Annotated in this window: 28 protein-coding genes and 2 pseudogenes; 16 read left to right on the top strand and 14 right to left on the bottom strand. The window is 70.7% G+C overall.

All coding sequences use genetic code 11. The annotated features are described in order from the left end of the window. The first annotated feature begins 46 nt into the window (after positions 1-46). The 5 genes from QF035_RS48870 to QF035_RS48890 all read left to right on the top strand — a co-directional run bounded on the left by QF035_RS48870 (position 47) and on the right by QF035_RS48890 (position 5,247). The gene (locus tag QF035_RS48870; RefSeq protein ID WP_307528861.1) at positions 47-1,525 is read left to right on the top strand and encodes a sialidase family protein; all 1,479 of its coding nucleotides are present in this window, start codon (positions 47-49) and stop codon (positions 1,523-1,525) included. A gap of 180 nt (positions 1,526-1,705) precedes the next feature. Then, positions 1,706-3,013 carry an SGNH/GDSL hydrolase family protein gene (locus QF035_RS48875; RefSeq protein WP_307528863.1) on the top strand — a complete coding sequence of 436 codons (1,308 nt, stop codon included), beginning with the start codon at positions 1,706-1,708 and terminating at the stop codon, positions 3,011-3,013. Positions 3,014-3,119: 106 nt separating this feature from the next. Further along, on the top strand, positions 3,120-3,623 hold the full coding sequence (locus QF035_RS48880) for a methylated-DNA--[protein]-cysteine S-methyltransferase (protein ID WP_307528866.1): 504 nt from the start codon (positions 3,120-3,122) through the stop codon (positions 3,621-3,623). 20 nt (positions 3,624-3,643) lie between these two features. Further along, positions 3,644-4,363: a 2OG-Fe(II) oxygenase gene (locus tag QF035_RS48885; protein WP_307528868.1), complete on the top strand. Its 720-nt coding sequence runs from the start codon at positions 3,644-3,646 to the stop codon at positions 4,361-4,363. A gap of 98 nt (positions 4,364-4,461) precedes the next feature. Beyond that, positions 4,462-5,247: a GNAT family N-acetyltransferase gene (locus tag QF035_RS48890; protein ID WP_307528869.1), complete on the top strand. Its 786-nt coding sequence runs from the start codon at positions 4,462-4,464 to the stop codon at positions 5,245-5,247. Positions 5,248-5,257: 10 nt separating this feature from the next. On the opposite strand, the gene QF035_RS48895 is transcribed toward QF035_RS48890, so the two are convergent. The 5 genes from QF035_RS48895 to QF035_RS48915 form a co-directional block, all read right to left on the bottom strand. Beyond that, positions 5,258-6,139: a GNAT family N-acetyltransferase gene (locus QF035_RS48895; RefSeq protein ID WP_307528870.1), complete on the bottom strand. Its 882-nt coding sequence runs from the start codon at positions 6,137-6,139 to the stop codon at positions 5,258-5,260. 169 nt (positions 6,140-6,308) lie between these two features. Further along, positions 6,309-6,575: a GlsB/YeaQ/YmgE family stress response membrane protein gene (locus tag QF035_RS48900; protein ID WP_190228400.1), complete on the bottom strand. Its 267-nt coding sequence runs from the start codon at positions 6,573-6,575 to the stop codon at positions 6,309-6,311. A gap of 84 nt (positions 6,576-6,659) precedes the next feature. Further along, positions 6,660-7,205, bottom strand: coding sequence for a hypothetical protein (locus QF035_RS48905; protein WP_307528873.1), 546 nt, complete (start codon positions 7,203-7,205; stop codon positions 6,660-6,662). Positions 7,206-7,260: 55 nt separating this feature from the next. After that, entirely contained in the window at positions 7,261-7,821 is a 561-nt protein-coding gene (locus tag QF035_RS48910; protein WP_307528875.1) for a GNAT family N-acetyltransferase, read from the bottom strand. Between the two features lie 53 nt (positions 7,822-7,874). Then, positions 7,875-9,110 (bottom strand): aminoglycoside phosphotransferase family protein, encoded by a 1,236-nt coding sequence (locus QF035_RS48915; RefSeq protein ID WP_307528877.1) that lies wholly within the window; start codon positions 9,108-9,110, stop codon positions 7,875-7,877. A 138-nt stretch (positions 9,111-9,248) separates the two neighbouring features. Between QF035_RS48915 and QF035_RS48920 the strand changes: the two genes are divergently transcribed. Continuing rightward, positions 9,249-10,067 carry an ArsR/SmtB family transcription factor gene (locus QF035_RS48920; protein WP_373466853.1) on the top strand — a complete coding sequence of 273 codons (819 nt, stop codon included), beginning with the start codon at positions 9,249-9,251 and terminating at the stop codon, positions 10,065-10,067. Positions 10,068-10,151: 84 nt separating this feature from the next. On the opposite strand, the gene QF035_RS48925 is transcribed toward QF035_RS48920, so the two are convergent. Next, a complete protein-coding gene (locus QF035_RS48925) occupies positions 10,152-10,592 on the bottom strand; it encodes an SPW repeat protein (RefSeq protein WP_307528878.1) in 441 nt (146 codons plus the stop codon). Further along, positions 10,564-11,337: a sigma-70 family RNA polymerase sigma factor gene (locus QF035_RS48930; protein ID WP_373466854.1), complete on the bottom strand. Its 774-nt coding sequence runs from the start codon at positions 11,335-11,337 to the stop codon at positions 10,564-10,566. Before QF035_RS48930 ends, QF035_RS48925 begins: the two co-directional genes overlap by 29 nt. A gap of 172 nt (positions 11,338-11,509) precedes the next feature. On the opposite strand from QF035_RS48930, the pseudogene QF035_RS48935 reads away from it, so the two are divergent. Continuing rightward, positions 11,510-11,632 (top strand): annotated as a pseudogene (locus QF035_RS48935) (MerR family DNA-binding transcriptional regulator); the annotation flags it as partial. A gap of 54 nt (positions 11,633-11,686) precedes the next feature. On the opposite strand, the pseudogene QF035_RS48940 reads toward QF035_RS48935, so the two are convergent. Beyond that, positions 11,687-12,868, bottom strand: a pseudogene (locus QF035_RS48940) (DUF2867 domain-containing protein); the annotation flags it as partial. A gap of 162 nt (positions 12,869-13,030) precedes the next feature. Here QF035_RS48940 and QF035_RS48945 point away from each other — a divergent pair. Next, complete coding sequence (locus QF035_RS48945) at positions 13,031-13,219, top strand: hypothetical protein (protein ID WP_307531944.1); 189 nt, start codon at positions 13,031-13,033, stop codon at positions 13,217-13,219. Positions 13,220-13,267: 48 nt separating this feature from the next. Here QF035_RS48945 and QF035_RS48950 read toward each other — a convergent pair whose 3' ends face one another. Then, positions 13,268-14,188 (bottom strand): LysR family transcriptional regulator, encoded by a 921-nt coding sequence (locus QF035_RS48950; protein ID WP_307528880.1) that lies wholly within the window; start codon positions 14,186-14,188, stop codon positions 13,268-13,270. A gap of 143 nt (positions 14,189-14,331) precedes the next feature. Between QF035_RS48950 and QF035_RS55990 the strand changes: the two genes are divergently transcribed. Then, positions 14,332-14,409, top strand: a complete 78-nt coding sequence (locus tag QF035_RS55990; protein WP_356543944.1) for a putative leader peptide — start codon at positions 14,332-14,334, stop codon at positions 14,407-14,409. Between the two features lie 151 nt (positions 14,410-14,560). Beyond that, on the top strand, positions 14,561-15,697 hold the full coding sequence (sfnG, locus tag QF035_RS48955; protein ID WP_307528882.1) for a dimethylsulfone monooxygenase SfnG: 1,137 nt from the start codon (positions 14,561-14,563) through the stop codon (positions 15,695-15,697). 66 nt (positions 15,698-15,763) lie between these two features. Here sfnG and QF035_RS48960 read toward each other — a convergent pair whose 3' ends face one another. Continuing rightward, positions 15,764-16,966, bottom strand: a complete 1,203-nt coding sequence (locus tag QF035_RS48960) for an IS110 family transposase (RefSeq protein WP_307519482.1) — start codon at positions 16,964-16,966, stop codon at positions 15,764-15,766. A gap of 212 nt (positions 16,967-17,178) precedes the next feature. On the opposite strand from QF035_RS48960, the gene ssuE reads away from it, so the two are divergent. From ssuE to QF035_RS48990, 6 genes are all read left to right on the top strand, one after another. Next, a complete protein-coding gene (gene ssuE, locus QF035_RS48965) occupies positions 17,179-17,733 on the top strand; it encodes an NADPH-dependent FMN reductase (RefSeq protein WP_307528884.1) in 555 nt (184 codons plus the stop codon). 2 nt (positions 17,734-17,735) lie between these two features. Next, positions 17,736-18,968 carry an SfnB family sulfur acquisition oxidoreductase gene (locus QF035_RS48970; protein ID WP_307528886.1) on the top strand — a complete coding sequence of 411 codons (1,233 nt, stop codon included), beginning with the start codon at positions 17,736-17,738 and terminating at the stop codon, positions 18,966-18,968. Positions 18,969-19,056: 88 nt separating this feature from the next. Then, positions 19,057-20,202: an LLM class flavin-dependent oxidoreductase gene (locus QF035_RS48975; RefSeq protein ID WP_307528888.1), complete on the top strand. Its 1,146-nt coding sequence runs from the start codon at positions 19,057-19,059 to the stop codon at positions 20,200-20,202. A gap of 157 nt (positions 20,203-20,359) precedes the next feature. Then, on the top strand, positions 20,360-21,064 hold the full coding sequence (locus tag QF035_RS48980; RefSeq protein WP_307528889.1) for a nucleotidyltransferase domain-containing protein: 705 nt from the start codon (positions 20,360-20,362) through the stop codon (positions 21,062-21,064). A gap of 92 nt (positions 21,065-21,156) precedes the next feature. After that, positions 21,157-21,510, top strand: a complete 354-nt coding sequence (locus QF035_RS48985; RefSeq protein ID WP_307528890.1) for a YciI family protein — start codon at positions 21,157-21,159, stop codon at positions 21,508-21,510. Positions 21,511-21,537: 27 nt separating this feature from the next. Continuing rightward, the gene (locus QF035_RS48990) at positions 21,538-22,734 is read left to right on the top strand and encodes an RNA polymerase sigma factor (protein ID WP_307528892.1); all 1,197 of its coding nucleotides are present in this window, start codon (positions 21,538-21,540) and stop codon (positions 22,732-22,734) included. 39 nt (positions 22,735-22,773) lie between these two features. Here the strand turns inward: QF035_RS48990 and urtE are convergent, their stop codons facing one another. Genes urtE through urtB form a run of 4 tightly spaced genes read right to left on the bottom strand, consistent with a single transcriptional unit; the run spans position 22,774 to position 26,338 of the window. After that, positions 22,774-23,469 (bottom strand): urea ABC transporter ATP-binding subunit UrtE, encoded by a 696-nt coding sequence (gene urtE / locus QF035_RS48995; RefSeq protein WP_307528894.1) that lies wholly within the window; start codon positions 23,467-23,469, stop codon positions 22,774-22,776. Positions 23,470-23,476: 7 nt separating this feature from the next. Beyond that, on the bottom strand, positions 23,477-24,298 hold the full coding sequence (gene urtD / locus QF035_RS49000) for an urea ABC transporter ATP-binding protein UrtD (protein ID WP_307528896.1): 822 nt from the start codon (positions 24,296-24,298) through the stop codon (positions 23,477-23,479). 19 nt (positions 24,299-24,317) lie between these two features. Next, positions 24,318-25,445, bottom strand: coding sequence for an urea ABC transporter permease subunit UrtC (urtC, locus tag QF035_RS49005; RefSeq protein WP_307528898.1), 1,128 nt, complete (start codon positions 25,443-25,445; stop codon positions 24,318-24,320). Next, entirely contained in the window at positions 25,442-26,338 is an 897-nt protein-coding gene (urtB, locus tag QF035_RS49010; protein ID WP_055610439.1) for an urea ABC transporter permease subunit UrtB, read from the bottom strand. The genes urtC and urtB overlap by 4 nt, the downstream gene beginning before the upstream one ends. Between the last annotated feature and the right edge of the window lie 11 nt (positions 26,339-26,349).

Raw genomic sequence — 26,349 nt, forward strand, 5'->3', positions numbered from 1 at the left:
GGAGCGCCTTCCGAGGATGGTGGCAACCATCTGGAAGGGGCCTTCCGTGCGCTCTGCCCCGCCCTCTCGCCTTCGTTCCCTGACCGCGCTCACGGCTGTCCTGTTGCCGGCGCTCGCACTGTCCGGCACCTCGGCCGGCGCGACGCCCGACGGCCACGGACACAAACCCGTGCGGCTCTCCGGAGCCAGTCCGTTCGCCGGCTGCGCCCCAGGAGCGCTCGACGGCAAGATGGCCGACGGTGCCATCGAGCCGCAGCTCGCCGCCGACCCGGGCGACCCCCGTCGTATCGCGGCGGTGTGGCCGCAGGACCGCCAGCGCGGCGTGGTGCTGGCCGTCACGCGTGACGGCGGAACGTCCTGGAAACGCACCGTCGTTCCACACCTGACCCGATGCTCGGGAGGCCGCTACGACTACGCCGACGAACCCGCCGTGACGTTCACAGCGGACGGCGCGCTGCTGGTCACCGGCGGTCTGGCCATGGCCGACGGCTCCGCCAGTGCAGGCCTGTCGATACGTTCCGACGACGGCGGACGGACCTGGACACGCCCCGCGGTGATCATCGAGGAGACCGATCCGGCGCGGGGCGGCGTCGCCTCGGGCCCGGCGGTCGCGGACCCGCGCGATCCGGACGTGCTGTACGTCGTCACCCCGCGTTTCCCAGCGGCCGAGCGGACCCGCAACGACGCCTGGATCAGCCGCAGTACCGACGGCGGCCGCAGCTGGCAGCCGCCCACCCTGGTCGTGGACGCCGGCGACCGGCACCTCGTCTCCGGCCACCGGCTGACCGTGCTCGACGACGGCACCCTGGTGGACGTCCACACCCTGGTCCGCTTCGGCGAGGGGCCGATCACCAACCGGCTCACCCTTCAGGCCGTACGGTCCACCGACGCCGGCCGGACCTGGTCCGAGCCCGTGAAGGTGGCCGACCTGCGCACCAGGTTCCTGTTCCAGGACCCCGAATCCGGTGAACAGGTCTCGCACACCACCAGCCTGCTCTCCGACACCGCAGTCGACCGCCGCACCGGGCGCATCCATGTGGCCTGGCAGGACTCGCGGTTCACCGACGGCGCCGTCGACTCCGTGGCCGTGGCCGCCTCCGACGACGGCGGCCGCACCTGGTCCACGCCGGGGAAGGTGAACCGCACGCCGAGCGGCATTCCGCTGCCCAACCAGCAGGCCTTCACCGTCGCGTTGGCGGTCGGTGACGACGGCACGGTCGCCGTCTCCCACTCCGACTTCCGGCACAACGACACGGGCGAGGCACTGCTGACGGACCGTTGGCTGGTGCGCTGCCGGCCGGAGCCCGCCGACTGTACGAGCGATGCGGCGACCTGGCGGGAGACCCGGCTGACCCCGACGTCGTACGACATGCGGCGGGCGCCGGGGATCCCCGACGAGGCCAGTCCGCGCGGCTACTTCCTGGGCGAGCGCATGGGGTTGGTCGCCACCGGGCGCGGGTTCACCGCGGCGTGGGCCGTACCGGACGCCCCGGGCAGGGCCGCCGTGCACGTCTCCACGCCCTGACGCCCACGTCTTGACGGGAGTTACAGCCGTCTCTATCGTCACGTCCGCTCATTCGTAAAGTTCCCCGAAACTTTCACACATGCCTGCCTGTTCGAGACCCGGCCTCCCTTGTCGGAGGCCGGGCCTCGACGGCCCCCGCCAGGGGTGCCAACCCTTCCTCCGGACGACGAGGAGCCGCACATGGAACGCCTGACTGTTCGCAAGAGACTCGCCGCGTTATTCACCGGAGCCCTCCTGCTGGGAGCCGCTCTCACTTCTCCAGCCTCTGCCCAGGCGCCCGCACCAACCACGTGGACCGGCACTTGGGGCACGGCCCCCACCACCATCCCCAAGACGGACACCACGACCTTCCACGACCAGACGATCCGCCAGGTCGTCCACACCAGCATCGCCGGAACAGCCCTGCGCATCCGCCTCTCGAACGAGTTCGGCAAGCAGCCACTGAAGATCGGCGAGGTGCACGTCGCCCGCCGGGCGCCGGGCACGGACGAGCCGATCATCGACCCCGCCACGGACCGCCAACTGACCTTCTCGGGCAAGTCCTCGGTCACGACCCCCGCCGGAGCGCCCGTCCTCAGCGATCCCGTCACGCTCCGCGTGCCCGCTCGTTCCGACCTCGTCGTGAGCCTCCACCTGCCCGAGAGCACTCCGGGATCGACGGTCAACTCCTTTGCAGCTCAGCGCAGTTACATCGCGGCGGGCAATGTGACGGGCGAGACCAAGATCGAGCCCCAGTCCGTCACGGAACGCTGGTACTTCCTGACCGGCGTGAGCGTCCGAGCCACCTCCGCAGGGCCTGCCGCCACGGGCAGGGCATCGGCCGCCGTCGCACTCGGCGACTCCATCACGGCCGACACCACCCTCGGCACCAACCACCGCTGGACCGACTACCTCGCCCAGCGTCTCCAAGGCCCCGGCGGCCCCCGCCACCCCGTCGGCGTCCTCAACAAGGGCATCAGCGGCAACCGCCTGCTCCACGACCCCAACCCGCCCGCAGGCCACCCCGCGGAGGCGTACGCCGCGTACTTCGGCGAGAGCGGACTCAAGCGCTTCGACCGCGATGTGGCCGCCCAGCCAGAAGTCCGCCATGTCCTCGTCCTGCTCGGCGTGAACGACCTGGGCCACCCCGGGACCATCGCCCCGCTCTCCGAGAAGGTGACCGGACAGGACCTGATCGACGGCCACCGGCAGCTCATCGCCCGCGCCCACGAGCGCGGACTGCGGATTTACGGAGCCACCATCACGCCGTTCAAGAACGACACGCTCGGCTTCTACACGCCCGAGAACGCGGCGGCGCGGCAGACCTTCAACCACTGGCTGCGCACGAGCGGAGAGTACGACGGTGTGATCGATTTCGACGCCGCGCTGCGCGACCCGGCCGATCCCGAGCGACTCCTCGCCGCCTACGACAGCGGCGACCACCTGCACACCAACGACGCGGGCCGGGAGGCGATGGCACGAGCGGTGCCGCTGCGCTTCTTCAAGTGAGCACCGGCACTGACGGCGCAGCGTGGCGTCCGAATCCCGCCAGCATCCGTGATCGGGACACCCCAGTATGAGGAGTGGAACGAAAGCGCATGAAAGGGAGGCCACGATGACCGCCTGTACGACGACCGACAGCCCGCTGGGCGCACTGCTACTGGTCGGGGAAGAGACCCCGGACGGCGTCATGTTGACGTCGCTGTCCATGCCGGGGCAGCGGAACGCCCCTGCCATAACGCCCGGTTGGCGGCGCGACCCCGACCGCTTCGCGGACGTCACCCGGCAGCTGACGGCCTACTTCGCCGGTGAACTCACCGAGTTCGACATCGGGTTCACCCCGGGTGGCACGGACTTCCAGCAGCGCGTGTGGCATGCGCTGGAGGAGATCCCGTACGGCACGTCGACCACGTACGGCGCGCTTGCCGAGCGGCTCGGTGTGCCCCGCGAGCGGATCCAGGCGCTGGGGGCGGCGATCGGAGCGAACCCGCTGCTGCTGGTGCGCCCGTGCCACCGGGTGATCGGCGCGGACGGCACCATGCGCGGCTACGCCGGCGGCGTGGAGCACAAGATCCAGCTCCTCACCCACGAGGGCGTCCTGCAGCTCACCCTCCTCTGACCCCTGAGGCACCTCTCACCATGAACCACACCACAGATCTGGCGGCCCGCGTCGAGGCGCAGGACTGGGCCGCCCTGACCGACGAACTCGACGAGCACGGCAACGCGCTCACCGGACAGCTCCTCACCCCCGGGCAGTGCCACGAGATCGCCGCCCTCTATGACGAGGACGACCGATTCCGCGCGACCATCGACATGGCCCGCCACCGCTTCGGCTCCGGCCAGTACCGCTACTTCACGCATGAACTGCCGGATGCCGTCAGGGAGTTGCGCGAGGCGTTCTACCCGCGGCTCCTGCCCGTTGCCCGCGACTGGGCCGAGAGGCTGGGCCAACCAGCGCCCTGGCCCGACACGTTGGGGGAGTGGGTGGAGCGGTGCCACGCGGCCGGACAGTCCAAGTCCGCCCAGATCCTGCTGCGTTACGGGCCCGGCGACTGGAACGCCCTGCACCGGGACGTGTTCGGCGACCTGCTCTTCCCGCTCCAGGTCGTGATCGGTCTCGACGCCCCGGGAGCCGACTTCACGGGCGGCGAGTTCATCATGACCGAGCAGCGCCCGCGCGCCCAGTCCAGGGGATCGTCCACGACCCTGCCCCAGGGCCACGGCCTGATCTTCACCACCCGCGACCGGCCCGTGGCCTCCAGGCGGGGCTGGTCCATCGGTCCCATGCGGCACGGCGTGAGCACGGTCCGCTCCGGGCGGCGACGCACGCTCGGGCTGGTCTTCCACGACGCCAGATGACGGCCAGGACGCCAAATGACCACCCGGTCGGCGCCCCGGAACACCCACTCGCCCGAAACTCCGTTGCCCGCCCGTCCGACGGATGCTGGAGTGGCGTAATGGATCACGCAGCGGTACTGGCACTGTTCGACCGGGACATGCGCGAGGGCGCGCGCCCCTTCGGCCTCGACTCCGTGGTGGAGCGCGTCGGAGCGGTGGTGCGGCACGTCGGACCCGAGAAGGGCTGGAACGGGGTGCTCTGGTCGGACCTCTCGGAGGCCGACGCGGACGCGGCGATCGCCGAGCAGGTGCGCCATTTCGGGAGCCTGGGCCTGGAGTTCGAGTGGAAGCTGTACGCGCACGACCGGCCCGTCGATCTGGGCCGACGGCTGCGCGCGGCCGGCTTCACGGCCGAACCCGAGGAGACGCTGATGATCGCCGAGGTCGGCGAGCTGGACCTCGACGTCCGGCCGCCGCAGGGCATCGAGCTGCGGCCCGTCGCCGACGCCGCGGGCGTCGACCTCGTGGCCGACGTCCATGAGCAGGCCTTCGGCACGGACAGCTCCCGGCTCCGCCACCTGCTGCTCACCCAGCTGGCCGGAGAACCGGACACCGTGGTCGCCGTCGTGGCCCTCGCCGATGACGTGCCGGTGAGCTCGGCCCGCATGGAACTCATTCCCGGCACACGGTTCGCGGGACTGTGGGGCGGCGGCACCGTCGAGGCCTGGCGCGGCCGCGGAATCTACCGCGCACTGGTCGCCCACCGCGCCCGTATCGCCGCGGACCGTGGCTACCGCTACCTCCAGGTCGACGCCTCCGACGAGAGCCGCCCCATCCTCGAACGACTCGGCTTCGCCCCACTGACGACGACCACTCCGTACGTGCACCCCATCGCACGGGTGTGACGACGCCGCCTCACAGATCGAGCTGGTACTCCACCGCCTTGTGCGTGGGCAGATAGCCGAGCGTGTCGTTGATGCCGCGCATGTGCGCGTTGCTGTCGGCCGTGTCCGTGAGCAGGCCGCCGAGTTCCGGGTGGTGTGCGCGGGCCTGGCGGATGGCCTGTGCCTTCATCCAGAGGCCGAGACCGTGGCCTCGGTGTTCGGGCAGCACACCGGTCCCGTAGTGCTGTGCGTCTCCCCTGCCGTCGCCGGGAACCACGAGCTCGGAGAAGCCGGCGACCGAACCGTTCGCGTTGTCCACCACGGCGACGGTGTGCAGGAGTTCGCCCCGCTTGGCGATCGCCTCGGCGGCCGAGAGCACCCGGTCCACGTCCCAGACGACCGTGCCGTAGTCGGTCCCGTCCATCGGCATGTCGTCCATGGCCCGGCGCGAGTGGGCGAAGGAGAGGGCCAGTTCGGGCGGCACCGCGCCCTCCCACTGGATCAACCGGTAGCCCTCATGGGGCTGTTCGACGATCTCGTCGATGCGGTGGAGGTCGGCGTCGGCCAGCGGGAGCCGGGCGTACGTCAGCGCCAGCACCCTGCGGAAACCGCGCGCCGCCAGAAAGAGGTCTCCGGGGGAACCGGCCTCGGCCTGGGCGAGAACGGAGCGGCGCCCCTCGTCCCGTGCCGCCGCGACGGCCGCGTCCAGGAGGCAACCACCCACACCGCACCGGCGCTCCGCCCGGTGTACGGCGATCTCCAACTCGGCGAGATGCTCCTGCCCTCCCTTGGTGAACAGCCGAAGGAAGGCGGATCCGACCGGCGCCCCCTCGTCGTCGGACGCGAGCCACGCCAGACGGCGGCTCGACGCGCTGGGCTGGGGGTCGGTGAGCGCGGTGATGCGGTGCGGCAAGGTGTCTCCGTCACGGTTGAGGTGCGGTGCGGGCTGCGGGGGGAAACCCGCAGACGCTAGCCGTGACGGAGAACGACCTGCAACAGCTTTTCGTACTTTGACGCGCCATGCGGTGGACGGTGGACACCTCGTGGAGCCCCGGTGCGCGGTGCGCCGCGATCTGTCCCGGTCAGCGGCGCCCTGCCTTCGACCGGTCCAGGGCCGTGACACCGAGCGCCGCGAGTCCGATCTGGATCAGCCACTCGATCCAGTCCACTCCGTTGGTGTCGGACACGTCGAACGCGTTGGCCAGCGCCGAACCGATGAGCGCGGCCACGATGCCGACCGCGATCGTCCACAGAATGCCGATGCGCTGACGGCCCGGAACAACGAGCCGGCCCAGCACACCGATGATGATGCCGATCACGATGGCACTGATGATGCCCGAGATCTCCATCTCAGCCCCTCTTCGCCCCTCTTCGTCATACTCCTTACCTCTACAAGTGCCCCGTCGGCGTGAGTGCAGTCCGGGCGGTTTTCCTCAGTCGACGCCGTTTCCGGTCCAGCCGGTGACTCCCAGCACCTCGCGCGCGATGTCGATCACCTCGCGGTCGTCCGTGACCACCCGTACGGTGTCCGCGGGCGCCCGTTCCTCCAGCAGGCGGGCCTTGTTCGCGCTGCCCCGCAGCTCCTGTTCCAGCTCGGAGCCCAGCTCCCGCCCCTTCAGCCGCTTGGCGGCGGTGGCGTCGGAGGCGGTCAGGAGCACCCGTACGAGCCGTACGTCCTCGCCCATCGCCCGCTCGAACATGCCCGCGGCCTCGGTCAGCACGCTCACGGTGTTCGTGTAGATGAGGCGCCGGTGGCCGAGCTCGGCGAAGTTCCCCCACACCGCCGCCAGATTGCGTTCGGTGATCGCTGCCCGGTGCGGATCGTCCTCCGGCGCCGGATGCACCTGCCCCATGAAGTCGCCCTCCAGCACGGCGTGGGCGACCTGCGCCCGCCGCAGCCGGGCCGAGACCTCCCAGCCCACTGTCGACTTCCCGACACCCGCGCGCCCACCGATGAGCAGAACCTCCGCATGATCCATGGGAGCAGCCTGCCAGCCAGGGGCGGGCTCCCGCGATCGAGAACCGCCCGAAGGGTTACGCGGCGCCACCGGTCAGGCTCCACGTCCGCAGGGTTATCGGCCGCCCCCGTGATGTCCGCAGGACGGGCTCGTCGTCGGTGAGCGTGAAGCCGGTGGACCGGGCGACGGCGATGCTGGCCGCGTTGTCCTCCTCGATGCACAGCACCACGCGCCGCGCCCCCGTGTGCCGCACGGCGTACTCGGAGAGGAGGCGGACGGCCCGGGAGGCAAGACCCCGGCCCCGGTGGGCGGCTCCCACGCCGTAGGCGATCTCGACGTCCCGCTCGTCGGCCTTGCTGCGGAACAGCAGCACCTCGCCCTGGGGCAGGACCCCGTCCGTGGTGATCGCGAGCTGCACCTTGCGTCCCTGCGCCCGGGCCTCCTGGGCCTCGGTGAGATAGACCTGCGCGGCCATCGTGTCGAAGGGCGAGGCCACCGGCGTCCAGCGGGCGATCTCCGGGTCGTCGTACAGCTCGACCAGGGCGGGGATGTCCTCCTCGGACCATTCGCGCAGGTGAATACCCTCTCCTTCGAGCCGCAGGTACGGAGGCGGGGCGAGTGTCAGCGGGCTGTCCATGAGGCGATCCTGCCTCGCGCGTGGACGGGCGGCCAAGGGCGCGTGAGCGTCGCTCACCGCACGACGGAGCGCTCCAGATCGGCCAGCCCCTGGTCGGGAGCGGTCGCGCGGCGCACGGCCTCGCGGATCACCGACACGGGATCGTCCTGGTGATAGATCCGCTCCGACGGCTCGATGCCGTCCAGGAACTCCTGATAGCGGACCGCGTACGCGAGATGCGCGAGAGGCTCGGCGACGGCCAGGGCACGGGCGGGATCGCTGTCCGGCACCTGCTCCAGCCACGCGTCCGCCCAGACGCGGGCGGCACCGGCGCGTACGTCCTCGGCAAGGAAGTCGTGCACGCGCAGCGCGTCCAGGACCGGGTTGCCCCAGTGGGCGTCGGCGAAGTCGACGACCACCGGCGGCCCGCCGTCGCTGCGCCAGTTGCCGGGGTGGAAGTCGCCGTGCACGACGGTGTCCGGCAGACCGCACTCGTCGAGCAGCCGCCAACGGTCCGTCAACTCCCGTGCCACGTCCAGCTCATGGGCGGTCAGCTCGCCGGAGACAGGGCCGTCGAGCAACTCCCGGACCCGCTCGGCGAAGACGGACGTATGACGGTCGGGCAGGCCCGCGGGCCGTTCCTCCGGCCGCAGGGCGAGGGCCGCCTGCGCCGCGACGAAGCGCCGCACTCCGGAGGCGGCGGTGTCCGCCGACGCCTTCCAGCAGTCCTCGCCGGGGATGTGCTCCATCAGAATGCGCCCGCCGGCCGAGCCGAGGACGGTCGGGACCAGGCCCGGATCGACGCGGGCGAACGCGGCGATGACCTCCGCCTCGTCCGAGGCGAAGTGCGGAGTGGCCTTGAGCCAGACCGGGCCCCGGTCGGTGGGCAGCCGGAAGAGCCCGGCCAGGTTCCAGGTGCGGCGCTGCTCCACCGGCCCGGTCACAGGCCGGCCCCTCCCTGCCAGCGTGCGGGTCGACCAGTCGAGCAGCTCCCGGAGTCCGTCGAGCCGCGCCCAGGGAGCCCGCAGCGGATCGAGTCCGTACAACATCCCTGGATCCGCCGGGAGTTGGAGCAGCATGCCTGGACGCTCCAACGCCTCGACGTGGTACGTCACATGGCCGTCGCGCCCGCCCTCCCCGCCGTCCACGGACAGCAGACGGACCACCAACACCCGTACTCCGAGCGCCTGTTGCAGACGCCGGACGACCGGCTCGACCTCGGACCACCACGGCACGTCGACGGAGAAGGGGCCGACGGCGCCGAGAAAGTCCTCACCCGACGTCACCCACGCACTGAAAGTTCGGCTCACCGCGACAGTCTGAGCGAGCCGCCCGGCCGCTGCCAGCGAATATCGCCGGGGTACCCCGGATGGCAGACGGCACCGGACGGGGATGGCGGACAGCCCCGGACGGTTGACATGCAGGTAATTGCCTGCATAACGTTGAGTGTGCGATCGGACGAGGAACAGCCAAGTGGGCCAGTGCCGGGCAGGGGCGCGGAGACGGACCGGGTCTTCAAGGCCCTGGCCGACGGGACGCGCAGACGGCTGCTCGACAGGCTGCACGAGCACAGCGGACAGACGCTGGGGGAGCTGTGCGAGCACATCGACATGACCCGCCAGTCGGTCACTCAGCACCTGGCCGTCCTGGAGGCGGCCAACCTGGTCAGCACGGTGCGGCGCGGGCGGGAAAAGCTGCACTACCTCAACCCCGTACCGCTCCACGAGATCCAGGAGCGTTGGATCGACAAGTTCGAGCGCCCGCGCCTGCGCGCGCTGAGCGCGGTCAAACGACGAGCCGAGGAAGACATGAGCGACAAGCCGACATTCGTGTACGTCACCTACATCGCCAGCACGCCCGAGAAGGTCTGGGACGCGCTCACCGACGCCGACCTGACCGCCTCGTACTGGGGTCACAGCAACGTTTCCGAGGACTGGCGCCCAGGATCCCGGTGGGAGCACCGGCGCATCGACGGATCGGGGATCGCCGACGTGGTCGGCACGGTCGTGGAGAGCGAGCGGCCCGCCCGGCTGGTGACCACCTGGGCCTCGCCCGAGGACGAGGGCCAGGAGGACAAGTACTCCAAGGTCACCTACGACATCCGGCCGCACGGCGGGATCGTCCGGCTCACCGTCACGCACGAGGACCTCGCCGACGGGACCGCGGTCAAGGAGGTGTCGGCCGGCTGGCCCGCCGTCCTGGCCAATCTGAAGTCGCTGCTGGAGACCGGCAGCCCGCTCCCGCAGGAGCCGTGGCTGGTGCCGTAGTGCCGACCGGCCCGGCGTGCGTCGGCCGGCCCGCGGTGTGGGCGCGCGGACCGGTCGACGGTCCTCATCGGCGCAGACGTCCTGCTACGTCTGTGATGTGCTCTTCGCGGACGTGGCCGCGCACAGGAACCCCAGCACCACGGCGAGAACGCCGATGATGATGTTGTTCAGCACGACGCCCGCGTCAGGGCTCTCGCCGACTATCCACGGCGAGATGATCATCCACGTACCCATGGCACACATGGCCCAGCTCAGGCCGTACATCCGGGTCGGGTTGGTGGTGAATCCGAGGGCCAGAACGCCTATTGCGATGCCCATGATGAGGTTGTGCGTCACGAGCGCGGGCTGGCTTGTCGTGTAGTGGAGTATCCACGGGGAGGTGGCGCAGTACAGACCGAGCAGGAACACCGGTCCGTCCACGAGCGCCACATCGCGACCACCGAGCATGCGGGCGTAGCGATCCCGCATTTCGGGCACATCAGGGTGGCTGGCTATGTCACCTCTGGTGTTCGAGACGTTGGCCATGACTCGACTCCTTTGTCTCTGCAGGCCTGACCGCGACTGTGCGGTATGCGGTAGACGCCGCGTATGTACATTCTGCTCTTATTTCTTCCTTATGTGTAGAGGTGGGCGGGTCGGAGGAGGCAGGAGTTGCGTAGTCCGCACGCAGACAGCGACGCAGCCGGTACAGCCCGCGTCGGGCGTGGCTCTTGACCGTCCCAAGCGGCCAGTCGGTGCGCTGGGCGATCTGGGCCTGGGTGAGGTCCTCGTAGAACGTCAGCCGCAGGACCCGCTGCTGGGCGGAGGGCAGCCTGGCCATCTCCCGCCGGATCAGGATCCGGTCGAGGACGGCTTCGGGCCCTTCGTCCACTGGATCGCCGAGTACCAGGACGGATCCCGCCCGGGCGATGAGCTCCGCGTGGCGCGTCCGGGCCGCCAGGGCGTCGGCGATCCTGCGTCTGGTGATGCCCACGATCCAGACCGCGACCGCGCCGCGTTCGGGCCGGTAACCGTGACGGCCGCGCCACACCCCCAGGAAGACCTGCTGGGTGACGTCCTCCGCCTCCCTCGTGTCGCCCAGCGCACGCCAGGCGAGCGTGTGGACCAGCGCGGACCACCTGCGGTGGGCGGCGGTCAGGCAGGCCTCGTCGCCGTCGGCCAGGCCGCGGGCCAATGCCTCGTCGGTGAGCGGCTCCTTCGAACGAACCCTTGAGGGTGTGTCACCCTCCGCCGTGACCACCGGCGGTTCGGGCATCGCATGTCCGGTCATGGCCATGGCTCCTCACGTCGTGCCCCGGTGCGGCCATCGTCGGAGCAGGGCCGTGAGGTGATCAATCCGCATCGATTCTGCGTCGTACAGTCGGCCCATGTACGAGCCGACGGGCGGTCGGAACCGCCCGGACGACACCCCTCCGAAAGCGGTCCAGGCGGCCGATACGGGCATGACGACCGGGGCAGTGGCCCGTCGGCTCGGGGTGTCGCCGACCACGCTGCGCTCGTGGGACCGTCGTTACGGCCTTGGCCCCGCCGTCCGCGCCGACGGGCGCCACCGCCGCTGGACGACCCGGGACGTCGCGATGCTGGAGGCGATGTGCCGGCTGACCTCCGCCGGGGTCCCGCCCGCCGACCAGCCGGTCCAGCCAGCCGCGCACCGCCCAGGCGAGGGGAAAGGAGTACCAGCCGTTGTCACCGCCGATGCCCTCGATCACCCGCCACAGGGCTTCGGACGGGGCGTCGACCGCCAGCTCGCGCCGGTCCGTGTAGAGGCTGCCGCCCGCCCAGTCGGGGTCGGTGGGCAGCGGGTCACTCGGGGCACCCGGTACCGAGGCGGACGACCAGCGCGTGGCGACTCGCGCCTCCCGGACGCGTCGCAGGGCCAGTCGCACCGACTCCTCGAAGCCGATCGGCCCGCCCGGCGGGTCGGGCACAAGGCGGGCGATGTCGTGCTCGTGGCAGACGACCTCGTGGCGCAGCGACTCGGTGAGCGGGCGCGCGATGGAGTTCGGTACGGGCGTGACCAGTCCGACCCAGTGACTGGAGAGCCGGGGCGTCAGCACCGGCACCGGCACGATCAGGCGGCGCGGCAGGCCCGCGACCGCCGCGTATCTGACCATCATCTCCCGGTACGTCAGGATCTCCGGGCCGCCGATGTCGAAGGCCCGGCTGACGTCGTCCGGCATCCGTGCGGCGCCCACCAGCGTGCGCAGCACGTCCCGTACCGCGATGGGCTGGATCCGCGTATGGACCCAGCTCGGGGTGACCATCACCGGCAGCCGCTCGGTGAGATAGCGCAGCATCTCGAAGGAGGCCGAACCCGAACCGATGATGACCGCCGCGCGCAGCACGGTCGTCGGCACCCCGGAGTCCAGCAGGACGCGGCCGACCTCGGCCCGGGACCGCAGATGCGGCGACAGCTCCTTCTCCGGCACCCCGGCGGGGGTGAGCCCGCCCAGATAGACGATCCGGCGTACGCCCGCCGCGCGGGCCCGCTCCCCGAAGGTGCGCGCCGCCCTGCGGTCGGTCTCCTCGAAGCCCTTGCCCGTGCCGAGCGCGTGCACCAGGTAGTAGGCGACGTCGATGTCCCGCATCGCCCCGGCGACGGACTCGGGGTCGGTGACGTCCCCGCGCACCACCTCGACGTCACCCGCCCACTCATGGTCGCGGAGAGCGCCGGGGGAGCGGGCCATGCAGCGCACCCGGTGGCCCGCGGCGAGGAGCTTCGGGACGAGCCGGCCGCCGATGTATCCCGTCGCGCCCGTCACCAGGCACCGCAGTCCGCCTTCGGAGACGTCACCGCTCATGAGTTCTCAGCCTTCCGTGTCGGTGTCCCCCCTCCCGATCACTTCCCTGGTGAAGGCCCCTTTGGATGCGCCGACCGGGCCACTGCGGCCATCCGGGTCGCGGGCGTCGGCACATGTTTTCGCAGATCGGGGGCAGACGACGTGCAGCAGAGTCGTTGGTGGATGCTGGAGGTGGCTGCCGTCATGGGCGCGAAGGTGCTGGAGCGGTTTCCCGCGGGAGCCCCGCGCGGATCGTGGCCCGCGGAGGAGTACGCGGCACGGCGTCGCGCCGAAGGACAGCCCGCGGCGGTCGTGATGGACCTGAAGTCGGACGCCTTCCTCGTGGTGGTCCCGGCGCGCGACGAGCACTGATCCCGCACGGGCGGGCGCCGCTCCGGGGCGAGCCGGACAGGCGCCGCGTCACGGCCGGCCGGTCACCGTTCCCCCGAGTGCAGCCGCCCGGTGCACGAAGGCCTCGTGCAGATCGTGGGCGGCCCGCGGCACCGAGTCCGCCTTGCGCCGCTGCAGCATCAACAGCACGCGCGTCGAGTCGTCGGCCAGCGGACGGCAGAGGATGGAGCCCTGCCGTTCCAGCGGATCGTCGATCACGCTGAAGTCGGGCAGCACCGTGGCCCCCAGCCCTTCCGCCACCATCAGTTTGCCCATCTCCGCACCGTCGGTGGAGTAGGAGAAGGACGGCTCGCGGTCGCCCAGCAGCCGGTGGACGTAGCGGTGCATCACATAGCCTGAGCGCATCGCGATGAGCGGTTCCGCGAGCAGGTCGGACACGGACACCACCGGGAGCGACGCCAGCGGACTGTCCGGCCGCACGCACACCACCGGCCGCCCGCGCAGCAGCTCCGTGGAGTCGAAGTCGGCGGCCACGTCGTCACCCTCCAGGTGATTCACCAGACCGAGGTCGAAGCCGCCCTCCAACAGGGTCCGGTGGATCTCCGACTGCTGGGCGCCGACGACCTCCACCTGCGTCGCCGGATGCGTGGCGCGGAACTCCCGTACGGCAGGAATGAGCAGCGGCACCGTCGCCGCGTTCACCGTGCCGACGCGCACCATGCGACTGATGCGGTGCTGCTCGCCCGCGGCGCCCCGCAGCCGGTCCACCGCATCGAGGACGTTGATGATGTGCGGCAGCAGCTCCCGCCCCTCCGCGCTCATCTTCGCGCCGGTCCGCTTGCGCTCCAGGAGGTCGACCCCGAGTTCCCGCTCCAGATTCCGCACGGTCTCGCTCAACGCGGGCTGGGAGAGGTGGAGTTCCTCGGCCGCGCGGCGCAGCGAACCGAGCCGGGTGACCGCCGTGATGTATTCCAGCTGCTCTATTCGCACCCCAGCAGAATGCGGTGCCCGCAACGCCCTGTTCAAGGGCTGCCCTGTCACGCCTTCGTGAAATTCGCCGGTCCGCGATGCGAGACCGATCGGGTATTCCTTGACGGTCAGGACCGACGGCTGCCACGATCGAGAACATGATGATGCGACTGGACCTCACGCGGCGACGCCACGTCGACCTCGCGCGTGTCTCCAGCGCCGCCTGTTGCTCCGTGGCCTGATCCACCGGATCCGCTGCGCCTCGCACCCCCTCTTCTTCCGACGCCCACGGCTGCCGTAAAGCCGTGAGTCGCTTTCCGCCGCCCGAATTCGGCAATGCACTGCCACCCGCCGAATTCGGCCTGCCTGAATTCCCCGCAACAGGAGTTCCGCATGCCTGCCGAAAACCCGTCCGCAGACCCCGTCCGCTTCGCCTACTGGGTGCCCAACGTCAGCGGCGGCCTGGTCACCAGCAAGATCGAGCAGCGCACCGACTGGGGCTACGAGTACAACCGCGAACTCGCCGTCCTGGCCGAGAACAACGGCTTCGACTACGCCCTCAGCCAGGTCCGCTACATGGCCAGCTACGGCGCCGAGTTCCAGCACGAGTCGACCAGCTTCAGCCTCGCCCTGCTGCTCGCCACCCAGCGTCTGAAGGTCATCGCCGCCGTCCACCCCGGCCTCTGGCACCCGGGCGTCCTCGCCAAACTCGGCGCCACCGCCGACCACCTGTCGAACGGCCGCTTCGCCGTCAACGTCGTCTCCGGCTGGTTCAAGGGCGAGTTCACCGCCCTCGGCGAGCCCTGGCTGGAGCACGACGAGCGCTACCGCCGCTCCGAGGAGTTCATCCAGGCCCTGCGTCAGATCTGGACCGAGGACCACACCGAACTCGCCGGTGACTTCTACCGGTTGCGCGACTTCTCCCTCAAGCCCAAGCCCCTCAACACCGTCGAGCGCCCCCACCCGGAGATCTTCCAGGGCGGCAACTCCACCGCCGCCCGCGCGATGGCCGGCCGGGTCTCCGACTGGTACTTCTCCAACGGCAAGGACTTCGACGGGGTCGTCGAACAGCTCGCGGACGTACGGGCATCAGCGGCCCAAGTGGGCCGTACGGCACCGAAGTTCGGCCTCAACGGCTTCCTGATCGCCCGTGACACCGAGGCCGAGGCCCGCGAGACCCTCCGCGAGATCGTCGCCCACGCCGACCGCGAGGCCGTCGAGGGATTCGGCGCCGCAGTGAAGCAGGCCGGACAATCCGCCGCGGACGGCAAGGGCATGTGGCAGGACTCCTCCTTCGAGGACCTCGTCCAGTACAACGACGGCTTCCGTACGGGGCTGATCGGCACCCCGGAGCAGATCGCCGAACGGATCGTCGCGTACAAGCGCCTCGGCGTCGACCTCCTGCTTCTCGGCTTCCTCCACTACCACGAGGAGGTCGAGTACTTCGGCCGCCGCGTGCTGCCGCTCGTACGCGAACTGGAAGCCCAACTCCCGGACACCGAGCCCGAGTCCGCACCCGTCCACGCCTGACCGCCCGTCCCCGGGCGCCTCCCGCGCGGAGGCATCCCCCGTCCCGAAAGAGTCTCAATGACGAAGTCAAGCCGCCTGCGTGACCGGCGGAGCGGAGGTGAACACCCGTCCGTCACGCAGCAGAGCCCACAACACACTCGCTCGTCGGCGGGCCAGGGCGATGACGGCCTGGACGTGTTTGCAGCCCTCGCCCCGCTTCTTGAGGTAGAAGTCCCGGTTCGGTCCCTCGCGGATGATGCTGGTCTGCGCGGACATGTAGAACACCCGTCGCAGGCGGCGGCTGTAGCGTTTGGGCCGGTGAAGGTTGCCGGTGCGCCGGCCGGAGTCACGCGGGACGGGCACCAGCCCGGCCGCCGACGCCAGGTGGCCGGCGTCGGCGTAGGCCGACAAGTCGCCGGCGGACACGACGAACTCGGCCCCGAGTATCGGGCCCATCCCGGGCAGGGATTCGATGATCTCCGCCTGCGGGTGACCGCGGAACGTGTCGCGGATCTGCTTGTCGATCCGCTTGAGCCGGTCGTCCAGGGCCAGGATCTGCCCGGCCAGGTCGGCCACGATCTGCGCGGCGACGTCCTCGCCGGGCAGCGCGGTCTGCTGGGCTTGTGCCGCCTCCAGTGCGGTCGCGGCGACCTCGTCGGCGCTGCGCACGCTGCGGTTGGCCAGCCAGGCTGTCAGCCTCGCCCGGCCGCGGCGGCGGATGGCGGCCGGGGTCTGGTAACCCGTCAGCAGGACCAGCGCGCCTTTGTGCGAGCTGTAGTCGAAGGCCCGCTCCAGCGCGGGGAAGACGCCGGTCAGCACATCGCGCAGGCGGTTGATCATCCGCACGCGGTCGGCCACCAGGTCGGAGCGGTGGGCGGTCAGCAGCGCGAGGTCGGCGGCCAGCTGGGCGGGCACGTCGATGGCGGTGAAGTCGTTGCGGTGGCGGGCGGTCTCGGCGATGACGTAGGCGTCGCGGGCGTCGGTCTTCGCCTCACCCCGGTAGGCACCCGACATGCGGTTGACCGTGCGGCCAGGCACGTAGACGGCCCGCTGGCCGTGGGCCGCGAGCAGGGCCAACAGCAGAGCCGAGGACGTGCCGGAGATGTCCACCGCCCAGTGAACCTCGTCCGCCAGATCGAGGATCTCGCCGAGCGCGGCCAGGATCGCCGACTCGTCGTTGTCGATCTTCTTCGACCACAACGTGGCGCCGGTCTCATCGACCACAGCCGCCCAGTGGTGGCCCTTGCCCGCGTCGACACCGGCCCAGAGCTGGGCCCTCCGCTTGCTCACTCGCCCTCCTCGCGCCGTTCGGCATGCCGTCGGCCCGAGGAACACCCCGCTGTCATCTCCGTAATCAGCGACCGCACGAAGCGCGCACATCTCAATCAGCAGCCAGGGCGCCCCGGAGAGCCGGGCGGCCACTCCTTCGAAGCCACTGAAGGCAAGAACCCATAAGCCACACCCGGCCCTCCCGGGCCGCCTAACAACTTACGGAGAAACCCATGGCCACCGTCCTGTCCGTCTCCGGCAGCCCCTCCGCCTCCTCCCGCACCAACCGACTCCTGCGCCACCTGGACAACCGGCTGACCGCGCAGGGTCACGAGGTGATCCCGCTCGACGTCCGTACGATCCCCGCCGAGGCCCTGCTCGGCGCCGACTTCAGGCATCCGGCGATCGTCGAGGCCACCGCGCTCTTCGCCCGCGTCGACGGCATCGTCATCGGCACCCCCGTCTACAAGGCCGCCTACTCCGGCGTCCTCAAGGCGCTGCTCGACCTGCTTCCGCAGTACGCCCTCACCGGCAAGACCGTGCTGCCCCTGGCGACCGGGGGCACCACCGCGCACGTGCTGGCCATCGACTACGCCCTGCGCCCGGTGCTCAGCTCCATGGGCGCCCGGCACATCGTCCAGGGCTGGTTCACCCTCGACAAGGACATCGCGGTGGGCGAGGACGGCGGACTCACGGTGGCACCCGCGGCCGCCGAGGCGCTGACCCAGGTGCTCGACCAGTTCTCCGAGGCCCTGGGCCGTACGCCGGTCCTGGCCGCGGCGAGCTGACCGTGTCCGCACAGGCCTCTACCCAGGTCTCCGCGCAGACCTCCGTCCGGGGCGCCGCCAAGCTCATCGCCGACGATGCTGAGGCCCTGACCGTCGCCGCCGCACTGGCCGACGAGTTCCGGGCCGGGGCTTCCCGGCGGGACGCCGAACGCGGGCTCCCCCGGGAGGAGTTGGACCGGCTCTCCGACTCCGGCCTGCTCGCCGTCACCGTGCCCGCCGAGCACGGTGGCGCCGACGTACGGCAGGAGACTCTCGCCGAGATCTTCCGGCTCCTCGCCTCGGCCGACGCCAGCTTCGCCCAGATCCCGCAGAGCCACTTCGTCTATGTCAATGTGATCCGCCGTCAGGGGACCCCGGAGCAGCGGACGTTCTTCTTCGGCGAGGTGCTGGCCGGGCGCCGCTTCGGCAACGCCCAGTCGGAGGCCGGCACGAAGCACGTCCAGGACATCCGCACCCGATTGGAGCCGGCCTCGGACGGTTCGTACGTCCTCACCGGCGTCAAGCACTACTCCACGGGCGCCCTCTTCGCCGACTGGATTCCGGTCCTCGCCCGCGCCGAGGACGACAACCTGCACGTCGCGTACGTACCCCGGGACGCCGAAGGCCTCACGGTCGTCGACGACTGGGACGGCATGGGCCAGCGCACCACCGCCAGCGGCACCGTCAGGCTCGACGCCGTACCCGTGCCCCCCGACCGGGTCCTCCCGCACCACCTCACCTTCCGGGGCCCCCAACTCCACGGCGCAGTGGCCCAGTTGCTGCACGCCGCCATCGACGCCGGGATCGCGGCGGGCGCACTCGCCGAGGCCGCGGAGTTCGTCCGCACGAAGAGCCGACCGTGGTTCGAGAGCGGTGTCGAGACCGCCGTCGAGGATCCGCTGCTCATCCAGCGCTTCGGGGAGCTGGCCATTCAGGTGCGGGCCACCGAGGCGCTGCTCGGCGCGGCGGCCCGGGCGGTCGACACGGCCCGCGCCGACCTGACGGAGGCGTCGGCGGCCGAGGCGTCCATCGCCGTGGCCGCGGCGAAGGCTCACGCCGCGAGCACCGCCGTCGAGGTGTCGGGCGCGCTCTTCGAGGTGTCCGGCACCCGGTCCGCCCTCAACTCCCTCAATCTGCACCGGCATTGGCGCGACGCCCGCACCCACACACTGCACGACCCGGCCCGCTGGAAGATCCAGCACATCGGCCGGTATGTACTGAACGGCACGTTGCCCCCACGGCACGGACTCCTCTGAGACCGGACTCTTCCGAGACCGGACTCTTCCGAGACCCGGAAAAGCGCCCAGGCACCCCACCAGCATCCCCCGATCGGAGAACGGACCCGTGTCCCTCACCTTCCACTGGTTCCTGCCCACCAACGGCGACAGCCGTCATGTCGTCGGCGGCGGCCACGGCACCCCGGCCACGGTGTCCGGCCGGGACCGGCCGCCGACGGTCGCCTATCTCAGCCAGATCGCCCGCGCCGCCGAGGACCTGGGCTTCGTCGGCGCGCTCACGCCCACCGGCGCCTGGTGCGAGGACGCCTGGCTGACCACCGCGATGGTCAGCCAGAACACCGAGCGGCTGAAGTTCCTGGTCGCCTTCCGGCCGGGCTTCGTTTCCCCGACGCTCGCCGCGCAGATGGCGTCGACCTTCCAGCGCCAGTCCGGCGGACGGCTCCTCCTCAACGTCGTCACCGGCGGCGAGAGCCACGAGCAGCGCGCCTACGGCGACTTCCTCGACAAGGACGCCCGCTACCGCCGTACCGGCGAGTTCCTGCAGATCGTCCGGGACCTGTGGGAGGGCAAGACCGTCGACCTGTCCGGCGAGTTCCTCCAGGTCGAGGACGCCAAGCTCGCCCGTGTGCCCGACCCGGTCCCCGAGGTCTACTTCGGCGGATCCTCGCCCATCGCGGGCGAGGTCGCGGCCAAGCACGTGGACGTGTACCTCACGTGGGGCGAACCGCCCGCGCAGGTCGCCGAGAAGGTCGCGTGGGTCCGCGCGCTGGCGGAGAAGGAGGGGCGCAGCGTCCGGTTCGGCATCCGCCTGCACGTCATCACCCGGGACACCTCCGAGCAGGCCTGGGCCGAGGCGGACCGGCTGCTGGCCGGTTTCGACCCGGAGACCGTGAAGTCCGTACAGGCCGGTCTCGCCCGCAGCGAGTCCGAGGGCCAGCAGCGGATGCTCGCCCTGCACGGCGGCGGCAACCGCGACGGCCTGGAGATCCATCCCAACCTCTGGGCCGGCATCGGACTCGTGCGCGGCGGCGCGGGCACCGCCCTGGTCGGCAGCCACGACGAGGTCGCCGAGCGCATCGCCGAGTACCACCGCCTCGGCATCGACGAGTTCGTGCTCTCCGGCTATCCGCACCTGGAGGAGGCGTACTGGTTCGGCGAGGGCGTCCTGCCCCGGCTCGCCGCGCAGGGCCTGTGGCGGCACCCGTTCGCCGAGCGTCCGGCCCCCGCGGCGCAGGTGCCGTTCGCGAGCTGAGGATCCGGGGGCGCAGTCGTTACCCGGCGCCCCCGGAATGCCGCCGCCCTCGCCCCGCCCCGCGGAAAATGGCTGTACGCGGCCGCCTCCCGGGTGATGACCTTGTGCGAGCCGCCCGGCTCGCACAAGGGAACTCACACAGGTAAGGGGGACGGCTGTGACGACCTCGAACATCCTGCTGTCCGGCATCGTCGGCTCCACCGCCTACGGTCTTGCACACGAGGGCTCGGACGTGGACCGCCTCGGCATGTTCGCCGCCCCCACCGATGACCTCCACGGCCTGCACCCGCCGAAGGAGTCCCACGTCACGACCAAGCCCGACAGCACGCTCCACGAAGCGGCCAAGTGGTGCCGACTCGCCCTGCGCGGCAATCCGACGGTCACCGAACTGGTGTGGCTGCCCGACGAGTTGTACGAGGTCCGTACGCCGCTGGGCGACGAGCTCATCGGCATCCGCACCACGTTGCTGTCCGCGAAGCGTGTCCGCGACGCCTATCTCGGTTACGCCACCCAGCAGTTCAAGCGCCTCTACGACCGCGGCGACAGCTCCTTCTCCGCGGACACCCGCAAGCGGACCGCAAAACACGCCCGACATCTGCGCCGCCTGTGCCACCAGGGCTTCGAGCTGTACGCCACCGGCCGAGTGAGTATCCGTGTCGAGAACCCGGAGGAGTACCACCGCTTCGGCGAACAGGTGGCAGCCGACGCCATGGCCGCGCTGCCCCTGCTCAAGCGGTACGAGGCGGCCTTCGACGAGACCCGGAGCGCCCTGCCGGAACAGCCCGACGAGGCTCCCGTCGAGGCGTGGCTGCGCCGCGTTCGCGCCCACTACTACACGCCGGCGGGTGTGCCGGGGCGGTGACCGAAAAAATCTCCCGTGGATGTCGTGGCGTGTGTCGATCCGGCGGTTCCCCCTTCGTGTAGTCAGTGAGAGACCACCAAGGAGGACACGTCATGAAGCACTACCTGTTGAGCGTGATGCAGCCGGTGGGGGAGCCGCCCGAGCCCGAGGTCCTGGAAGGGATCATGCACAACCTCGAGGTCTTCCACGCCGAGCTGAAGGAGGCCGGCGCCTGGGTGTTCGCCGGGGGACTGCACGGGCCCGAGACGGCCACCGTGCTGCGGGCCGACAAGGGGGACGTACTGATCACCGACGGCCCGTACACCGAGAGCAAGGAGTACCTCGGCGGGATCTGTCTCATCAAGGCACCCGACCTCGACGCGGCGCTCGAATGGGGCCGCAAGGCGACGGTCGCGACCACGCTCCCCATCGAGGTGCGGCCCTTCATGGGCGAGGCCGAGGGCTGAGGGCAGGGGAGTGAGGACTGAGGACCGATGACCTCGACGGCCGGCATCGAGGCCGTCTTCCGTGCGGAGTACGGCCGCGCGGTCGCCGTCCTCGTCCGCTTCCTCGGCGACATCGACCTCGCCGAGGAAGCGGTCCAGGACGCGTTCGCCACGGCGGTGCGGAAGTGGCCGGAGACGGGGATCCCGCCGAGCCCGGCCGGGTGGATCATCACCACCGCCCGGAACCGGGCCGTGGACCGGCTGCGCCGCGAGTCCACGCGTGAGGCCCGGCACGCCGAGGCGGCCCAGCTGTACGCCCCCGACGCACCGCCCGAGGAGGGCCCCGTGCGCGACGACCGGCTCCGTCTGATCTTCACCTGCTGCCACCCCGCGCTCGCCACCCGGGCCCAGGTCGCCCTCACCCTGCGACTCCTCGGCGGGCTCACCACGCCACAGATCGCGCGCGCCTTTCTCGTACCCGAGCCCACCATGGCCCAGCGCCTGGTCAGGGCCAAGGCCAAGATCCGCGACGCCCGTATCCCGTACCGCGTCCCGCGAGACGCCGACCTCCCGGAACGGGTCAGGGGAGTGCTGGCCGTCGTCTACCTCATCTTCAACGAGGGATACGGGGGCCGGGAGGACCTGTGCGCGGAGGCCGTACGGCTCGGCCGTGTCCTCGCCGAGCTGATGCCGGACGAGCCTGAGGTCCTCGGGCTGCTCGCGCTGATGCTCCTGATCGAGGCACGCCGTCCGGCCCGGGAGACCCCCGACGGAGACCTGGTCCTCCTCTCCGACCAGGACCGCCGCCTCTGGGACCGTGACCTGATCGCCGAGGGACAGTCCCTCGTGCGCCGCTGCCTGCGCCGCAACCAGCCCGGCCCCTACCAGATCCAGGCCGCGATCAACGCCGTCCACAGCGACGCGCCCATCGCGGCCGCCACCGACTGGGGTCAGATCCTCGCGCTCTACGACCAGTTGATGGTTCTCGCCCCGAGCCCGGTCGTCGCCCTCAACCGCGCGGTGGCGGTCGCCGAGACCGAGGGCCCGCGCACGGCCCTCGCCCTCGTCGACGCCCTCGATCTCGACGGCTACCACGCCTTCCACGCCGTACGGGCCGAGCTGCTGCGGCGCACCGGGCGGCCGACGGAAGCGGCGGCGGCGTACGAAGCGGCCATCGCACTCACCGAGAACCCGGCCGAGCGCGCCCCCCTGGAGCGCCGCAGGACGGAACTCCAGGGGGAGTAGCCCTGGGAGTTCCAGGCGGCGTGAACCCGGCGTGAACCGCTACACGCTCAGCGCCTCGCGCACCGACCGCTCCGCCTCCTGCCCGCCCTCGCCGAACGACGTGACCCGGCCGGCCTCCAGGACGTAGTACCGCTGCGCCGCCCGCATCGCGAAGCCGACGTGCTGCTCGACGAGGAGCACCGAGAGCCCGCCGCGGGCGGCCAGCGCGAGGATCGTCTCCTCGATCTCGGCCACGACGGAGGGCTGGATGCCCTCGGTCGGCTCGTCTAGCAGGAGAATCCGAGGATCCGTCACCAGGGCCCGGGCGATGGCCAGTTGCTGCCGCTGGCCACCGGAGAGCAGCCCCGCCCGCCGCCCCGACAGAGTCCTCAGCGCGGGGAACAGGTCCAGAGCCTCGTCGATCGCCGCCCTGCCGCGCCTGCGGCCGTCCGCGACGAGCTGGAGGTTCTCGGCCGTCGTGAGATGGGGGAAGGCCTGCTGGCCCTGCGGCACGTACGCCATGCCGCGCGCCACGCGCTCGTGGGGCTTGCGCCGGCCGATGTCCTCGCCGTCGAGACGGATCGCACCGCTCGACGGAGTGAGGAGCCCCACGGCCGCCCGCAACAGCGTGCTCTTGCCCGCGCCGTTGTGCCCGAGCACCGCGGCGACGCCGTCGTCCGGCACCTCCACGGAGACTCCGTGCAGGACCAGGCTGCGGTGGTAGCCGACCCGGATGTCGTCGATCTCCAGCTTCATGTCGGCCTCACGCCTCCTGTACGGCCGCACTCGGCGCGGCGGCGCCACTCGCGGGCTCGGGCTCTTCAGGCAGCATCAACTCGGCGTCCTGGACCGCCGCGTGTCCGAGGTACACCTCCTGCACCTTGGGGTCGGCCTGAACCTCGGCGACCGTTCCCTCGCTCAGCACCTTGCCTGCGTGCAGCACACTGACGCTGCGCGCGAAGGACCGCATGAAGTCCATGTCGTGCTCGATGACGACCACGGTCCGCTCCTCGCTGATGCGCTCCAACAGCTCACCCGTGGCCTGCCGTTCGTCGTGGCTCATCCCGGCGACCGGCTCGTCGAGCAGCAGCAGCCGTACGTCCTGCACGAGCAGCATGCCGATCTCCAGCCACTGCTTCTGCCCGTGGGCGAGCGTCCCGGCCGGGGAGTCGGCCAGCTCCGCGAGCCCGACCGTCTCCAGCGCACGCGCGACGGGCTCCGGCACGCCCTTGCGGCGCCGCAGCATCGTCAGCATGCCGCGTCCGGCACCGGCCGCGATGTCCAGATTCTGAAGGACCGTCAACTCCTCGAAGACGGTGGCCGTTTGGAACGTACGGCCGATCCCCGACCGGGCGATGGTGTGCACGCTCCGCCCCAGCAGCTCCGTGCCGCCGAAGAGCACGGAGCCTTCGGCCTTCACGAGGCCCGTGACGGCGTCGACGAGCGTGGTCTTGCCCGCGCCGTTGGGTCCGATCAGGAAGCGCAGATCGCCCGGCCGCACGTCGAGGTCCACCCCGTCGACGGCCGTGAACCCGTCGAAGGACACCCGCAGTCGGCGTATCTCAAGGCCCGAGAGTTCACTCATGCTGCTTCTCCAAGAGCACTCATGCTGCTTCTCCAAGAGGAAGGGCAGGCGTCTTTTCCCCGGTCCCGTCGCCGGCCGCGTCGCCGGTCTCGCGCGAGGACCTGCGCCGCCGTACGATCCCCACCAGCGAGGCGAGACCACCCGGCAGGAACGCGAGGGCCACGATGAACAGCAGCCCCTGGAAGTAGGTCCAGGCGGCCGGGAACTCCTCCGACAGCGCCGTCTTCGCCCACGCCACGCCGACCGCGCCGAGCACCGCGCCGACCAGGCTCGCCCGGCCGCCGACCGCGGCACCGATGACGAACTCGATCGACGGCACGATGCCGATCATCGCGGGGGAGATGATGCCGACCGCGGGCACGAACAGCGCGCCCGCGAGCCCTGCCATGCCGGCCGCCACGACGTACGCGACGAGTTTCACGTTCGCCGGGTTGTACCCGAGGAAGCGCACGCGCTCCTCCGAGTCCCGTACGGCGACGAGGAGTTCGCCGTATCGGCTGTGGATCAGCTGCCGGGCGAGGGCGATCAGCAGCAACAGCGCGGCGGCGATGATGAAGTACACCATCCGCTGGTTGACCGGGTCGTTGAGGTCGTAGCCGAAGAAGCCCTGGATGTCGGTGAGTCCGTTGGTGCCGCCGGTCGTGGCCTGCTGGCCGATCAGCCAGATGGCGAAGGCCGCGGCGAGCGCCTGGCTGAGGATCGCGAAGTACGCGCCCTTGACCCGGCGGCGGAAGATGAACGAGCCGAGGATCGCGGCGACGGCCATCGGCAGCAGCACGGTCGCGGCGAGCGCGAAGAGCGGGTTCTCGAACGGCCGCCACCACCAGGGGAGTTCGGTGGCCGTGCCGTACAGCTGCATGAAGTCGGGAAGGTTGCCCGGACCCGCGTCGGCGATCTTCAGATGCATCGCCATGGCGTAGCCGCCGAGCCCGAAGAAGACGCCCTGCCCGAGGGTGAGCAGTCCGCCGCGGCCCCAGGCCAGGCAGATGCCGACGGCGACCATCGCGGTGCACAGGTACTTGGCGAGCAGCCCGAGCCGGAAGTCGGACAGGGCCAGCGGGGCTACGGCGAACAGGGCGAGCGCGGCCGCGGCGAATCCGGCCCAGGCGCGCGCCGACCGGCCTTTGAGCAGGGGCAGCAGGGTCATACGAGACTCCTCGTACGCAGCGTGTACAGCCCCTGGGGCCGCCACTGGAGGAACGCGACGATGGCCACGAGGACGAGCACCTTCGCGACGCTGACGGTGGTGGAGTATTCGAGGACGGACTGCAGGACACCGAGGACGAAGGCGACGATGACCGTTCCCTTGAGCTGTCCGATGCCGCCGACGACGATCACCAGGAACGCGTCGATGATGATGTTGGTGCCCATCGTCGGACCGATCGGACCGACCAGGGTCAGCGCGACGCCCGCGACGCCCGCGAGGCCGGACCCGATGAAGAACGCGGTCCGGTCCACGCGCGAGGTGGAGATGCCGGACACCTCGGCGAGATCCCGGTTCTGCACGACCCCGCGGATCCGGCGGCCGAGCGGGGTCAGCCGCAGGGTCAGCGACAGCGCGACCACGGCCGCGATCGCCAACCCCAGAATGAACAAACGGCTGTTGGCGAAGGTCAGCGGATCGTCGCCGCCGATGACGGTGATGTTCCCGGTGAGCAGGTCGGGCGCGCGGGTCTGCACGTTCGGCGCGCCGAAGATGTCCCGGGCCGCCTGCTGGAGCATCAGCGAGACACCCCAGGTGACGAGCAGCGTGTCGAGCGGCCGCAGATACAGCCGGCGGATGAGCACCCACTCGAGCAGCGCGCCGAGTGCACCGGCGACCAGAAACGCGACCGGCAGCGCGACGAGCAGCGAGAGGCCCGCGCTGGAGATGGACTTCTGGAGGACGTACGTGGTGTAGGCGCCGGCCATGATGAACTCGCCGTGGGCCATGTTGATGACGTTCATCTGGCCGAAGGTGAGCGAGAGACCGAGCGCGATGAGCAGCAGGACGGCACCGATGCTGATACCGGTGAAGGTCTGACCGAGGATCACGGTCATGCGGCGGCTCC

This window comes from Streptomyces umbrinus, from assembly GCF_030817415.1.
GTDB lineage: Bacteria > Actinomycetota > Actinomycetes > Streptomycetales > Streptomycetaceae > Streptomyces > Streptomyces umbrinus_A.